The following is a 14077-nucleotide window of genomic DNA, read 5'->3' on the forward strand; positions in this document are numbered from 1 at the left end:
CTATTTCTAGGCGAACATGGTTACAATTGATGTGCGGCACATTGCTAACGCGCCGTCTGTCGACACACTTGCAAAGGACTAACTGGCAAAGCAACGAGCGATAAGCCAGTGCGAAAATTGTGCGTCTTGTGACACCACACCCTACACTCGAAAAAAAGGCTTTTAATAAATGAAACGTTTAAATTCTCAATTGCAACAAGACGGTGCACCGCTTGAGTTAATATTGCTCATTCGTACGCTGTTAGCTGGTTGCAAAGAAATTTCTTTCCGTGTTAGTCAGGGCGCCCTTGCTGGCGTACTGGGTTCAACGCTCTCTGAGAACGTGCAGGGCGAGACGCAAAAGAAGCTCGATGTTATCTCTAATCATATTTTAAAAGATACGCTGAGAGAGTCGGGATACGTTAAAGCGATTTCATCAGAAGAAGAAGACGATGTTGTTCCCTGTAATCCTGAGGGCAAATATTTAGTGAGTTTCGATCCGCTAGACGGCTCTTCAAATACTGAAATTAACAGCTTGATTGGTACCATTTTCTCTATAACTCATGCGCCTCAGTGGATGGAGCCTGATGATCCTTCGGCTTTTCTACAGCCAGGTACACAGATGGTTGCAGCAGGTTACGTACTTTATGGTCCGTCAACTATGCTTGCACTCACTACAGGCCGTGGAACGCACATATACACGCTAGATAAGACACACGGTGGCTTTCTGTTAACGCACCCCAATATTGAAGTGCCGGCGCAAACCTCTGAGTTTTCCATAAACGCGTCTAACCAGCGTCATTGGGAACCTTCAATGCAGGCTTACATTGCCGACTTACTTGCTGGGAAAGAGGGGCCTCGTGAGAAAGATTACAACATGCGCTGGGTGGCTGCCATGGTTGGCGATATTCATCGTTTATTATGTCGTGGCGGTATTTTTATGTACCCGTTTGATAATCGCGACCCGTCAAAGCCAGGAAAACTGCGTTTGTTATATGAAGCAAACCCAATGGCGTTTTTGATGGAACAAGCGGGTGGTAAAGCAGAAACAGGTGAAGGCCGCATACTTGAAGTGATGCCGGAAGAGATTCACCAACGTGTACCTTGTATTATCGGCTCGAGTGAAGAGGTCGATGTGTGCGTGAGTTACGCCAAAAAAGCCTAACTAACCATAAAATAGTCATTATTAGACGGCAAAATTCAATAGTTTGATGCGACATCAGTCTTAAACCATTTTTATTTTGCCGCTGTCACCGTATACTTACGGGCAAAATTTCTAACCTATTATTGTAAGGACAATCGAATGAGCTTGAATGCTGTTCCTGCGGGCAAGAACTTGCCTGATGAAGTGAATGTAATTATCGAAATCCCAGCACACGCTGACCCAGTTAAGTATGAAGTAGATAAAGATACTGGAGCGTTGTATGTAGACCGCTTTATGGCGACATGCATGCATTACCCAACTAACTACGGTTACGTTAACAACACCTTGTCTGAAGACGGTGACCCGGTTGATGTATTGGTAATGACGCCTTTCCCACTACTTGCGGGCTCAGTGATTAAGTGTCGTCCTGTCGGCGTATTGAACATGACTGATGAGTCGGGCAAAGACGCTAAAGTACTTGCTGTACCGGTAGACAAGCTATCTACTATTTACCGCGATGTTAAAGAATTAGCCGACGTACCTGCGTTGCTTCTTAAGCAAATTGAGCATTTCTTTGAGCACTACAAAGATTTAGAGCCTGGTAAGTGGGTAAAAATTGACGGTTGGGACGACGCTGCAGCTGCTAAAGCTGAGATTGTCTCAAGTGTTGAGCGTTTCAAAGCAGAATAATTCACCTTAGGTGAATGTAATGCTACAACGGGCTGGTTACGACCAGCCCGTTTTTGTTTATAAGAGAGGATTATGGCTACTGCAAAAGTAACATCATTATTTGCGTTAGTATCCTGCTTGATGCTTTTTGCTGTTTCAGCGCAAGCTCAAGAGGCGCCGGTAGAAGTGTATTGGGAAGACTTAGTTCCTCCTGGCTTCAACGAACTAGCTCCACCAGCGGTGCAGCACAACGGTGAGATGAGCCAAATACAGCCCGACGCGCCTGTGGTAGATACCTATGACGGTAAACGGGTTAAAATTCCGGGCTTTGTGGTTCCTCTTGAAGGCACGGCCGAACTCACCACTGAGTTTTTATTAGTGCCGTTTTTTGGCGCTTGTATCCACGTTCCGCCACCACCCTCTAATCAAATTGTGTATGTTAAGTTTGAAGAAGGCATTGCTATCGACAATATTTACGATGCAATTTGGGTGACGGGTGAGCTGTCTACAGATGGTTGGAAGGGCGATATTGCTTCGGTAGGCTATCGTTTGAAAGGTGAGGCCGTCGAAGGGTTTTAACCCTTCGATATTGCCCAGCTTTTGCTTCTACCCTTGGGTATAAATCTGCTCTGCACGGTTAAACAAAAGCCACGAGGTGAGAATATATTTGTCACTACTCTTAGGTATTTGCCCGCGGTGAGTGTGGGTAAAATACGCTGGAGCAATAACCATTCTTCCGGCTTTTGGTTTTACTGAACGGTCTTGATAGTAGAACTCAGTTTCGCCGCCCTCATCCACGTCATTAAGATAATACATAAACAGCAATACTCGGTGTAATGCATCGTTATGTTGAAGCTGTGGATACACTTCTGAGTGCCAGTAGGGGTATCCGCCGTTGCCCGCGGTATAACGCTGAGCATTCACATCGCCCACCCGAAATAAGTAGTTCACTAAGTTCGCCAGGTTCGGCTTACCGACTTCTTCAAAATTTTCCCCAGTAAGCTTTACGGGTTCGCCGGTTTTCGGGTGCTTTACGGTAAGCCCAATGGGCCCTACGAGTGCGTAATAGTATTTCTCAATATACGCGACTAACTGTTGACCCGTGTGCTGCATTACCTGCTTGAATAAATCTTGGAACTCATCGTTGCGGCTAATCGACACGTCAGTGCTGCGCTTCTTATCTAAATCAACGCCGCCACCAGTGCGACCTTGACTCAAGTTAGGACTGTCTTCAAATCGGTCCATAAGCTGCGTACACAACTCTGGTGGCAATACATTATCAATGACTTCTATTAAATCGCTCATGGTGATTACTTACCCCGTGCCTTACTTATCAGAAATGTCTTTGAAGTGAGAGTGAAGGGCGGACTTTACCTCATCAGGGATAGGTGCTGAGCGCTGAGTTTTGTAATCAAAATGCACCATTGTAGTCACACCCGTTGAGCATAACTTGTTGTCTTGCCACAGCTCCTGAAACACATCGAATGCACTGTTGCCCAATCGGCTTATAAAGGTTTTTACGGTTACTTGTTTGCCATAGAAAATCTGCGCCAAAAAATTCACTTTGTAGCTGGCTAGGATAAGAGGCCAATTTTGTAAATCTAACTCGGGGGTAAACATACGAAAAATGGGCTCACGAGCGGCTTCAAACCATGCCACTAAAGCCGTATTACTCACATGCTGCAGCGCATCAGTTTCACAAAAACGCACATCGAAAGATGTGACTAACGGAGTTTCATTGGTCATAGAGTACAGAGCTTATATTTTGTTTTCTCACAACTCTAGCATTAAGTAATGTGGTTTTCAGTAATGCTAGTTCTCCTTATTAATAATCTAGCTGATGAAAATGGAGTAAGAAAGTGACAGTTAGTGTGACCAATGGATTGTTTTACATTACAATTCGCACCAAATTTCTTTTACGTAATAACTATGACTGCAATTGGGATTGATTACGGCACATCAAATTCTGAAGTGGTGTATTTTGATGGTGCTACCCATCAGCACATCAAACTTGACCCTTTAGATAAGAAGGGCAATAAAATTCGTTCGTCGGTATTTATTTACTTTGAAGACGAGTTGCCACCTCCGCCCGATGTCATGGTTGAAGCGAAAGTGGCGCAGTTGCAGCGTGTTATCAACGAGCAAATAGACAAAGCAAAAGACGGCTATTACTCAGCGAAAGATCCCAAAGAGCAAGCAACGTATAACCAACGGATTAATTCTCTGCGTGGCGACCTTCACAATAAGCCTGCTCTGCAACGTAAAGCTATTGCACAGCTAATGCACGCCATGTCCCTTGATGAAATACCTCTGCTAAGACTGGTAGAGCACGGCAAGTTTGCTTTCGGTGAAGCTGGGTTTCGTCGATTTTTGAAAATGCCTGAGAAAGGGCGCTTAATCTACTCGCCAAAAAACTTTTTGGGAGCGTCGTTAGATAGCGATCAAAAGAAAGCGTTTGTCGGCATAATTGCGAAGCAGCTTGGTTACTTTAAGCAATGTGCTCAAGAGCAGCTAAGTGCAAACATCGATTCGGCTGTGATTGGTCGTCCGGTTAAGTTTCACGGCACGCGCGGTGAAGAAGGGAACATTCAAGCCATAGAAATAATGACCGAAGCGGCTAAACAAGCTGGCTTTTCAACGGTAAACTTCTTGGACGAGCCTATTGCTGCGGCCTATAAAATCGAGCAAACCTTGCCGCGGGATACCACCACACTTATTGTGGATATTGGTGGCGGTACTACCGATATTTGTTGCATCAATCTCTCGCCAGAGCGCACTAATCAGTTAGATAGAAAGCAAGATGTGTTGTCGGTAACAGGGCGACGCTTAGGGGGCATGGATTGCGATAAAAGCTTAGTGCTTAAAACTATCGCTCCTGAGATGGGTATGGGGCTGAAAATGATGAATGGCCTGCCCGTACCGCCAACCTACTTCTCTGATATGTGCGCGGTAGATAACATTCCTGCCTTAATGCGCTTCTTTTCTGATGACTATGGATTGGATATTTCTCAAACCATGTCACTCATTAAAGAGCCTGCCCAATTAGAGCGGTTGTTAATCGTTCAGGAAAATAAACTGTCGGCACGCATCGTTAACTCTGCCCGAATGGCCAAAGAGCTATTGTCGAGTAAGCCTCGTATCACGCTACCACTTCACTATATTGAAGATGAGTTTGGAGTGGATATTAGCCAAGATTCACTGCAAAAAGCGTTAAAGCCGTGGCTTGATAAGGTTAAGACTTTGGTTACCGAGTGTTTAGACAGCACCGACGTAAAGCCAGAAGTGGTAATGATCACCGGGGGAATGAGTTTGTCGCCCATCGTGGTAGATGCGCTGTATGAAAACTTACTGACAGGGCTTCCACGCTTAGAAAACGATGCATTTAACTCAGTGTGTGAGGGACTCGCTATTCAGGCGTCTAAGTTTTAGTCACGCCTGAATAGGAACGCGTCGACCACATTCATCGAGCGCTAATGACTGATGAAGCGTCTTAGTGCTTGAGAATATTGTTGGCTTTTAAGTAGGTAGCGATAGCCTCAGGTGATTCGAAGGCATTAAGCAACATTTGCTGAGCATGCTGCTTTACACTGTTGTCTTCAGACGAAGAGAGTAGGTCATACCACGTTTTTACTAGGGCCAATGGCGGTGTTTGATTCATTCTGTGCTCCGGTAATATAAACTGCATATTAACAACCATCATGTTAACTCATGATGCGTTAAATAAAGCTCTGACCAGAATAAACAGGCGGGTAAAAAACGCTTAGCTTAAAAGCAATTTTTACCTACCTGTTTGTAATTTTCGGCAGGCTTAGTCGAGCAGTGGCTTTAAGAAGCGACCTGTATGCGACACTTCTTGTTCTGCAACATACTCTGGTGTTCCCTCTGCAATTATCTGGCCACCTCCGGATCCTCCTTCAGGTCCAAGGTCCACAATCCAGTCGGCAGTTTTAATCACATCGAGGTTATGCTCTATTACCACCACAGTGTTTCCGTGGTCTCTGAGCTCGTGCAGTACAGCCAGCAGCTGTTTTATATCGTGGAAATGTAACCCAGTTGTGGGTTCATCAAGAATGTAAAGGGTTTGGCCAGTGTCTCTTTTTGATAACTCTTTTGCGAGTTTTACACGCTGTGCTTCACCGCCAGACAGTGTAGTCGCCGCCTGACCGAGTTTGATGTAAGACAGACCCACATCCATCAGCGTTTGCAATTTGCGAGAAATCGAAGGCACTGCATCAAAAAATACGCGAGCGTCTTCCACCGTCATCTCTAGCACTTCGTGAATATTTTTATCTTTGTACTTTACGTCTAATGTTTCGCGGTTGTAGCGTTTGCCCATACACACGTCGCACGGCACGTACACATCAGGTAAAAAGTGCATTTCTACCTTAATCACACCGTCGCCCTGGCAGGCTTCACAACGACCGCCTTTCACATTGAAGCTGAAGCGGCCTGGTTTGTAACCACGAGAGCGTGACTCCTGCGTACCTGCAAACATCTCTCTAATGGGGGTAAATATTCCCGCATACGTTGCCGGGTTTGAACGCGGTGTTCTGCCAATAGGGCTTTGATCAATATCGACAACTTTGTCGAGCAATTCTAACCCTTCCATAGATTTATGAGCTGCAGGTTCCGCAGTTGTCGCCTTATTTAACTCACGCTGTGCAATCTTGTAGAAGGTGTCGTTAATTAGCGTCGATTTACCCGAGCCTGATACACCCGTTACACAGGTCATCACACCTGTGGGAATGCGAAGGTCAACAGATTGTAAGTTGTTACCGGTAGCGCCTTTGAGCGTTAGCCATTCATTGTTCTTCGCTGGATTCCGTTTTTCCGGAATATCAATCTTTTCTCTTCCCGACAGATATTTTCCAGTAAGTGAGTGCTCGCTTGCCAATATATCGTCGATGGTACCTTGGGCGATAATTTCGCCCCCGTGTACACCTGCACCTGGGCCAATGTCGATAACGTGGTCCGCTTGGCGAATGGCATCTTCATCATGTTCTACTACAAGCACGGTATTTCCGAGGTCGCGCAAGTGGGTGAGGGTTTTTAATAAGCGTTCGTTGTCTCGTTGATGCAAGCCAATAGAGGGTTCATCAAGTACATACATAACACCCACTAAGCCTGCACCTATTTGACTGGCAAGGCGAATACGCTGTGCTTCACCGCCGGATAACGTGTCTGCGCTTCGAGAAAGGGACAGGTAGTTAAGCCCTACATTTACCAAGAAACGTAGGCGGTCCAATATCTCTTTTAATATTTTCTCAGCAATTTGCGCTTTTTGACCGGTTAGATCGAGGGTCTCAAAAAACGTGTAAGCCTCTGCTATCGACATATCGGCGATAGTGGGCAGGGTTGTTTGCTGAATAAAAACGTTGCGCGCCTCAACCCGAAGTCGAGAGCCATTACAGCTACTGCAGTGTTGCTGGCTTAAGTACTTGCCAAGCTCTTCTCTTACCGAGTTAGACTCTGTCTCGCGGTAGCGGCGTTCCATGTTAGGAATTATGCCTTCGAAGGGGTGCTTGCGCTCCATGATATCGCCGCGCTCGTTGATATACTTAAACGATAGTGACTTACCTTTTGAGCCATACAGCACAATGTCTTTATGTTCTTTTTCTAATTCTTCAAACGGCGCCGTTAAACTAAATTTGTAATGGTCGGCGACGGCTTGCAGCATTTGAAAATAGTAATAACTGCGTTTGTCCCAGCCGCGAATGGCACCGCCTGACAAACTAATCTCGGCGTTGGTAATTACCCGAGACGGGTCGAAAAAGTTGCGAGTGCCAAGTCCGTCACACGTAGGGCACGCACCTGCTGGATTGTTAAACGAGAACAAGCGAGGTTCTAGTTCGCTTAGGCTGTATCCGCAGTGGGGGCACGCAAAGTTGGCGGAAAATATAATTTCTTCCGCGTCTTTGTCGTCCATGTCGGCGACAATCGCGTTACCGTTAGCTAGCGATAAGGCGGTTTCAAAAGACTCAGACAAACGCAGCGCCATATCATCACGCACTTTAAAGCGGTCTACTACCACTTCAATAGTATGTTTCTTATGAAGATCCAAAGGCGGTGGATCGGATAAATCGCATACTTCGCCGTCAATTCGAGCGCGAATAAAACCTTGTGCTGATAAGGTTTGTAGCGCTTTTACGTGTTCGCCTTTTCGTTCCTTCACAATAGGAGCAAGCAGCATAAGTTTACTGCCCTCAGGCATGGCCAACACTTTATCCACCATTTGACTCACGGTTTGTGCGTCAAGAGGCACATCGTGGTCCGGACAGCGCGGTGTGCCAACACGGGCAAACATCAGGCGCAGATAATCGTATATTTCGGTGATCGTACCCACGGTAGAACGGGGGTTATGCGATGTTGATTTTTGTTCAATCGAAATGGCTGGTGATAAGCCTTCGATATGATCCACATCGGGCTTTTCCATCATTGATAAAAATTGACGAGCGTAGGCTGAGAGCGACTCAACGTAACGACGCTGTCCCTCGGCGTACAGAGTGTCAAATGCAAGAGATGATTTACCTGATCCAGAAAGACCAGTAATCACTACCAGTTTGTCTCGTGGCAGTGTTAAATCAATATTCTTCAAATTGTGAGTGCGTGCACCGCGTATTTCGATTTTATCCATTGAAGCCTAATGAGAAAAAGAATCTGAATGAAAGGGTCAGTATGCCATATGTGTCAACTAAAGTGATATGGCATTGAAGTTATACTGCTTGAAAGCGGGTGAGATCACCTTCACTTGTATCTTGGAGTGCTGAATTGCGCTAAAGATTAGACTTAATAACTCCCGTTTTTCGCTTTGACGATTACATTAATCAGTTTTAACCTACATGGGCACACCAACAATTTATGCAAACTGGTATTATGCTACACTTCGCGACCTTGTTTTGGCTCAGTAAACTTTGAGGAACTCAGACGCTTTGAACGCTTTGGAATTACGCGCGGCGCTTGCGCTAGCATCTGTTTATGTTTTACGTATGTTGGGCCTTTTCATGGTCATGCCTGTTTTGGCTGTGGCTGCGATGGATTATCCAGATTATTCTCCTTTGCTGGTAGGTTTAGCAGTAGGTGGCTACGGGCTGACACAGGCGGCATTGCAAATTCCCATGGGCATGATGTCTGATAAATGGGGTCGTAAACCCGTTATTCTGTTGGGTCTTAGTGTGTTTGCGGTGGGGAGTTTTGTCGCTGCCAATGCCGACACCATGGCATGGATGATTGTCGGACGTATTTTACAAGGCGCGGGAGCTATTGCCGGCGCTATTATGGCACTTGCCACCGACGTAAGCAGAGAAAGCCAGCGAGCAAAAGTGCTCGCAATTATCGGTATAGCTATTGGTTTTTCGTTTTATCTCGCTGTTATCATCGGCCCCTTAATTGCAAATCACTATGGCTTAGCGGGCGTTTTTGCTGTAACAGGCCTTTTAGCCGTACTGTGTATGCCATTAATAAAATGGGTAGTACCGAACTCTGAGCCACTCAGCAGTGGCGATACACTGCCTCAAAAAGGACAGCTTCGTCATTTAATGTTTTCCCCGCAACTGTGGCGTTTGAACGTAAGCGTTCTCGTGCTGCATATGTTGATTACGCTGTTGTTTGTGCAGCTACCCGTTACATTAACTAACTTTGATATGACGCTGAGTGAGCATTGGCGCATGTACCTGCCCGTCTTAGGCGTGTCCATTTTAGGGCTCATTGTAATGATGGGAATAGCAAGAGGGCGCACGCCTAAATGGTTATTACTGCTGGGTGTGGTATTGATGGGAAGTGCGTTTTTAGCCCTTGGCGTCAATGGCAATAGCTGGTGGCTAACGGCGGCAGCGGTCATTCTTTTCTTTACCGGCTTTAATTACCTAGAGGCAAATTTTCCTGCTTTAGTATCGAGCATTGCCCCTGCCGGTCAAAAAGGAACCGCCATGGGGATTTACGCTAGCTTTCAGTTTTTTGGCGCCTTTTTAGGTGGGATGGTGTCGGGTGTTGTCACTGATATATGGTCTCCTAATGTGGCGTATCTGGTTGGAGCATTTAGTACACTGCTTTGGATTTTAGTTATAAGCGGCCTCAAAGAGGTGAGCCCCGTGAAGCGCGTGATGTTAAACGGGCTACGTGCTGACGTGCTGCTTGATGCCAATAAGCAACCTGATAGCACCAAGCAACAAGCCCTTGAAGAAGCACTTTTAGCCGTGCCGGGAGTCTTGGAAGTCACATTGAATGCAGATAATGGTGCAGCGTACTTAAAAGTAAATAGAGACTTTGATGCCGTGAAAGCGCGCGCTGTGCTAGCGGTTTAGGTGCTGTCTGGGTACTTTCTGGGTGCAGTCTAGCTTCAAAGAGGCGCTGAGAAAAGGTGAAGCTCTTATATAGCCACTACTTAGCAGGTGCACAGCTTAGCAGGTGCACAGCTTAGCAGGTGCACAGCGAACGTGAAATATTTCTCATGACTGTTTTTCTTGTGAAGCTGCAGGTACTTTGCTTTAATAAATTATACAAAAACACGGACAGTTCTTCCCCATGGCTTTTAAACCTGCCTTATCTTCCTTTTTATCTTGCCTAGCCTTAAGCGTATTTTTGGCTGGGTGTGCTATCAACGTTTCGCCGAGCGCGTTCTTTTACCAAGATACCAAAGAAAAACCGTTAGATACGACACGACTTCACAGCGCCATTCAAAAAGACAAAGTGGCTGCTGGCATTAGTATTGTAGAGATTGAAAATGCGGGTGGAGAAACCTTGCGAGGCGTTGCGGTTTCTTATGCTAAGCCCGTTATTAATATTCTGTTCTTTGCTGATAACCGAATGACGGTGTCTGAAAATAACAATGTGATACACCAGCTAGGTAAGCTGCCCGCCAATATCCTATGGCTCGACTATCAAGGGGTTGGTGCGAGTGAAAAGGCCGACAAGCTCAGTATTAATGCGATTAAAAAAGACGCATTAATGCAATTCGATTATGTGAAAAATACCTTCGATACTTCTGTGCCAACTATTGTCCACGGACGGGGCATTGGAAGTTACTTTGCTAGCTATGTGGCTGCTAACAGGCAAATAGATGGGTTGGTATTAGACGGGGCATTCAATAACATATCTGATTTAATCGCCAATATGGTGCCAGGCTTTTCTAATTCATTTACTGCAATGAAGCTGCACGATGAAGTTCACAGTATGCAAATTGCGCCCATTCTCAGACATTTTGATGGTCCGCTTTGGTTACTCGTTGGTGCCAAGGACAAAATTACCCCTCAAGTAATCAGCGAACAACTTCTTGCCGACAGTGCAAGTGAGAAAAAGCACATCTCTGTTATTCCTGATGCAACCCATAACGCCACATTAAATTCAGAATTTGCGATTACTGAATACAGGCGTTTCATATCTATACTATCTCGTAAAAAAGCATCTCGTTAAGCTGCATCACGTTATTTCACTTTTTGCCTGTGGATAAATAGTGGAAAACCTTGTTGGTAACTATGTTAACAGTCAATGAAAGTAAGCGATCGGGATCAATTAAGCTCAACTGATCCGATCACGTTACGTCAGTAAAATCAATAGCTGTAGCAAAATTATTGTAGATCGCTGGTCAATTTGATCGTAATTGTGTGAAGGATCAACAGCTTTGTCACATTGGGGATAACCATAATGCATGGTCTCCCCAATTTTATTTTAGACTTAAGTCTAAAGTCGGTGTTTCAGCCGTTTATAGCTATTCACAGCTAGCGGTGGAAGCTTAAACTCTCACTACGGAGTCACGCTTGATAATAGTGGGGGTATATTTGAAGGTTAAACCTTCTTCTGGCTTTTTCCCCGATGCATACTTAAGGGCAAGCTCGGCAGCTTTTGAGGCCATCATTTCAACAGGGTAGCGCAAAGTGGTGAGTTTGGGGCGGCAATATTTGGCTAACAAAACATCGTCATAACCCATTACAGATACCTGTTCTGGTACCGCAATACCATGGTCTTGTAGCATTGTCATGGCGCCTGACGCCATAGCATCGTTATAGGCCAATACGGCGGTAAATTTAGCGCCCGTGGCCAATAAGTTCTGCATTGCAAGTTCACCACCTTCTTGATCTGGCGTTGCGTACTCAATCATGCTTTCAGGCAATACTAAGTTGGCGTGCTTTATAGCGGTGCGAACACCTTCAAGCCGTTGATTAGGATCGTCTATTCGGTACTGACTGCTGATAACCGCCACGTGTTCGTGACCTTGGTTAATCGCATATTCAGCCATTAAACGTCCACCGGTGACATTGTCTAGCCATACGCATCTATTAGCGATTTCAGGAATATATCGGTTAATTAGTACAAAGCCCGGCACTTGTTTTGAGAATTCTACGAGGGTTTTATCATCAAGGGCCTTGCTGTGAACCACCATGGCTTCGACACGATGCTCTAACAACGTTTCTATAGCCCGTAACTCTGTCTCTTTTTCTATAGAGCCTGCACTTAGTAGTATTTGGACATTGTTCTTGCGAGTAACTGATTCTACGCCATGAGCCAGCATGGCGAAGAACGGGTCGTGTAATTCGGCAATCACAACCCCCAGCGATGCGCTTTTCTTTGTGACCAAAGCTCGTGCATTGGCGTTAGGGCGATAACCCATCTCTTCCATTATCTTTTTCACGCGTTTTCGCGTATCGCTACCTACTTTTGGCCCGTCGTTGATTACGCGAGACACTGTGGCAAGTGAAACCCCTGCCGCCTGAGCTATATCTTTAATTGTTGCCATTTCGTTTTCGCAATTCTATTTTTATTTTTAACGATAGGCTCGCTGACGGTGACGCTTAAGAGTAAAAAGGCTGTAAAAGCACAGTCAGTAGGGCCAAATAATGCTTATAGCGTACATTATATTTACAAAAATTGATAAATTTCCAACCCGTTAGTTAGGGCTTTCATCAAGGCGGCAAGCTGTGTTTCAAAAGTAAGTGAATAACTCTGACTCAATAGCGGCACTTAAATACAAAATGTTATCTCGTGCGCTACAAATAATTGTTGAAAACCTATACCCTTTGAAAACAGGTTGCGCTGTTACAATGTGTTCAGTGGTGTTGACGTAAGTATAAAAGGCGAAAATAGGGTTATGAATATTCAGGTGTCGACTTTCGGTAAAATGAGCGGAAAAGCGAGCGTTCAACTAAGTGAAGAACAACTAAGTGATGAACAAGTAAGTGATGAACAAGTAAGTGATGAACAAGTAAGTGATGAACAAGTAAGTGATGAACAAGTAAGTGATGAACAAGTAAGTATGTTTACCTTATCGAACGCCAACAACATGGAAGTTAAAATATTAACCTTAGGCGGTATTATAAAAGAAATTACTATGCCTGATGTTAATAACGCACTTAAACACTGTATTCAAACTTTCGACACCATAGATGAATACATGGCCGATGAGAGTTATCGCGGTGCTATTGTAGGGCGATACGCTAACCGTATTGGCAATGGGTGTTTTAGTCTTAATGGCACAACTTATCACCTTGATAAAAACAACGGCGAGCATAACCTTCATGGCGGCAATGCCGGTTTTCACAAACGTAATTGGGCCTCGTCAACTCATTGTGATGACCAAAGCGCAAGTGTCACGCTAACGCTACTCAGCGGCGATGGGGAAGGAGGTTTTCCTGGCAATGTAGCGGTAACCGCCTGCTATACCCTAAATAATGACAATGAGCTTAGCTTACATATAAAAGCAACGACCGATAAAGCAACCCCGCTCAGTTTTACTCAACACGCCTACTTCACATTAAGTAATGAGAGCTCAGTAGAGAGCACGGTGTTGACTATTGCTGCAGATGAAGTGACCGATGCGGATAGTACATTGCTACCAAACGGTGAGTTTGTTGCCGTGAACGACACCCCCTTTGATTTTAGGGTGCCCACTCAAATAGGAAAGAATGTGCATGATATGCCGTCGTCTGAACTCTTTGAGAAAGTAGGGGGGTACGACCACAACTACGTGCTGCGCCAAAGTGCTAACACCCAGCCTCAAGCTGAAGTGAGCGCCAGCGACACAGGGCTTACCATGAAGCTGTATACCAATTTGCCAGGACTGCAGTTCTACACAGGTAATCTAAAAACGCAGCAGCAAATGGGCGCATTGTGTTTAGAGCCTCAGTTTTTCCCTGACTCACCGAACAAGCCTCACTTTCCAAATTGTATCGTTACGCCAGATTCTCCTTTAGATATGGAGATTAGTTACGCTTTCTCGGTAACAAAATAAACGTGGTCGTATAAAAGTGGCTGTACACACGTGACTATCGAATAGGGACTAAATGTTATTTTAAT

General features: G+C 45.2%; 12 protein-coding genes. 7 read left to right on the plus strand and 5 right to left on the minus strand.

The genetic code is table 11. The features are described 5' to 3' along the window. Positions 1-169: 169 nt before the first annotated feature. The 3 genes from GTQ48_RS10255 to GTQ48_RS10265 all read left to right on the plus strand — a co-directional run bounded on the left by GTQ48_RS10255 (position 170) and on the right by GTQ48_RS10265 (position 2371). A complete protein-coding gene (locus tag GTQ48_RS10255) occupies positions 170-1144 on the plus strand; it encodes a class 1 fructose-bisphosphatase (RefSeq protein WP_163106602.1) in 975 nt (324 codons plus the stop codon). A 138-nt stretch (positions 1145-1282) separates the two neighbouring features. Further along, positions 1283-1813, plus strand: a complete 531-nt coding sequence (gene ppa, locus GTQ48_RS10260) for an inorganic diphosphatase (protein ID WP_163106603.1) — start codon at positions 1283-1285, stop codon at positions 1811-1813. 72 nt (positions 1814-1885) lie between these two features. Beyond that, complete coding sequence (locus GTQ48_RS10265) at positions 1886-2371, plus strand: DUF3299 domain-containing protein (RefSeq protein ID WP_163106604.1); 486 nt, start codon at positions 1886-1888, stop codon at positions 2369-2371. A gap of 27 nt (positions 2372-2398) precedes the next feature. Here the strand turns inward: GTQ48_RS10265 and GTQ48_RS10270 are convergent, their stop codons facing one another. Both GTQ48_RS10270 and GTQ48_RS10275 read right to left on the minus strand, forming a co-directional pair. Beyond that, positions 2399-3097, minus strand: a complete 699-nt coding sequence (locus GTQ48_RS10270; protein ID WP_163106605.1) for a 2OG-Fe(II) oxygenase family protein — start codon at positions 3095-3097, stop codon at positions 2399-2401. A gap of 21 nt (positions 3098-3118) precedes the next feature. Further along, entirely contained in the window at positions 3119-3538 is a 420-nt protein-coding gene (locus GTQ48_RS10275) for an acyl-CoA thioesterase (RefSeq protein ID WP_163106606.1), read from the minus strand. Positions 3539-3721: 183 nt separating this feature from the next. Here GTQ48_RS10275 and GTQ48_RS10280 point away from each other — a divergent pair, with 183 nt between their 5' ends. Beyond that, positions 3722-5221 carry an Hsp70 family protein gene (locus GTQ48_RS10280; protein WP_163106607.1) on the plus strand — a complete coding sequence of 500 codons (1500 nt, stop codon included), beginning with the start codon at positions 3722-3724 and terminating at the stop codon, positions 5219-5221. Positions 5222-5282: 61 nt separating this feature from the next. Here GTQ48_RS10280 and GTQ48_RS10285 read toward each other — a convergent pair whose 3' ends face one another. After that, the gene (locus tag GTQ48_RS10285; protein WP_163106480.1) at positions 5283-5492 is read right to left on the minus strand and encodes a hypothetical protein; all 210 of its coding nucleotides are present in this window, start codon (positions 5490-5492) and stop codon (positions 5283-5285) included. Positions 5493-5600: 108 nt separating this feature from the next. Beyond that, positions 5601-8426, minus strand: coding sequence for an excinuclease ABC subunit UvrA (gene uvrA / locus GTQ48_RS10290; protein ID WP_163106608.1), 2826 nt, complete (start codon positions 8424-8426; stop codon positions 5601-5603). A gap of 295 nt (positions 8427-8721) precedes the next feature. Here uvrA and GTQ48_RS10295 point away from each other — a divergent pair, with 295 nt between their 5' ends. Together GTQ48_RS10295 and GTQ48_RS10300 are read left to right on the plus strand one after the other, a co-directional pair. After that, positions 8722-10092, plus strand: coding sequence for an MFS transporter (locus GTQ48_RS10295; RefSeq protein ID WP_163106609.1), 1371 nt, complete (start codon positions 8722-8724; stop codon positions 10090-10092). A gap of 220 nt (positions 10093-10312) precedes the next feature. Continuing rightward, entirely contained in the window at positions 10313-11200 is an 888-nt protein-coding gene (locus GTQ48_RS10300) for an alpha/beta hydrolase (RefSeq protein WP_163106610.1), read from the plus strand. Positions 11201-11519: 319 nt separating this feature from the next. Here the strand turns inward: GTQ48_RS10300 and GTQ48_RS10305 are convergent, their stop codons facing one another. Next, positions 11520-12521: a LacI family DNA-binding transcriptional regulator gene (locus tag GTQ48_RS10305; RefSeq protein WP_032097078.1), complete on the minus strand. Its 1002-nt coding sequence runs from the start codon at positions 12519-12521 to the stop codon at positions 11520-11522. 351 nt (positions 12522-12872) lie between these two features. On the opposite strand from GTQ48_RS10305, the gene GTQ48_RS10310 reads away from it, so the two are divergent. Further along, entirely contained in the window at positions 12873-14012 is a 1140-nt protein-coding gene (locus tag GTQ48_RS10310; protein WP_239060073.1) for an aldose epimerase family protein, read from the plus strand. Positions 14013-14077 lie beyond the last annotated feature (65 nt).

It is taken from the genome of Alteromonas genovensis (genome assembly GCF_010500895.1).
GTDB lineage: Bacteria > Pseudomonadota > Gammaproteobacteria > Enterobacterales > Alteromonadaceae > Alteromonas > Alteromonas genovensis.

What these genes read in the sequence shown, in the direction of transcription:
- GTQ48_RS10255 (WP_163106602.1), top strand. Translation starts at nt 170, where the DNA reads ATGAAACGTTTAAATTCTCAATTGCAACAAGACGGTGCACCGCTTGAG.
- ppa (WP_163106603.1), top strand. Translation starts at nt 1,283, where the DNA reads ATGAGCTTGAATGCTGTTCCTGCGGGCAAGAACTTGCCTGATGAAGTG.
- GTQ48_RS10265 (WP_163106604.1), top strand. Translation starts at nt 1,886, where the DNA reads ATGGCTACTGCAAAAGTAACATCATTATTTGCGTTAGTATCCTGCTTG.
- GTQ48_RS10270 (WP_163106605.1), bottom strand. Translation starts at nt 3,097, where the DNA reads ATGAGCGATTTAATAGAAGTCATTGATAATGTATTGCCACCAGAGTTG.
- GTQ48_RS10275 (WP_163106606.1), bottom strand. Translation starts at nt 3,538, where the DNA reads ATGACCAATGAAACTCCGTTAGTCACATCTTTCGATGTGCGTTTTTGT.
- GTQ48_RS10280 (WP_163106607.1), top strand. Translation starts at nt 3,722, where the DNA reads ATGACTGCAATTGGGATTGATTACGGCACATCAAATTCTGAAGTGGTG.
- GTQ48_RS10285 (WP_163106480.1), bottom strand. Translation starts at nt 5,492, where the DNA reads ATGATGGTTGTTAATATGCAGTTTATATTACCGGAGCACAGAATGAAT.
- uvrA (WP_163106608.1), bottom strand. Translation starts at nt 8,426, where the DNA reads ATGGATAAAATCGAAATACGCGGTGCACGCACTCACAATTTGAAGAAT.
- GTQ48_RS10300 (WP_163106610.1), top strand. Translation starts at nt 10,313, where the DNA reads ATGGCTTTTAAACCTGCCTTATCTTCCTTTTTATCTTGCCTAGCCTTA.
- GTQ48_RS10305 (WP_032097078.1), bottom strand. Translation starts at nt 12,521, where the DNA reads ATGGCAACAATTAAAGATATAGCTCAGGCGGCAGGGGTTTCACTTGCC.
- GTQ48_RS10310 (WP_239060073.1), top strand. Translation starts at nt 12,873, where the DNA reads ATGAATATTCAGGTGTCGACTTTCGGTAAAATGAGCGGAAAAGCGAGC.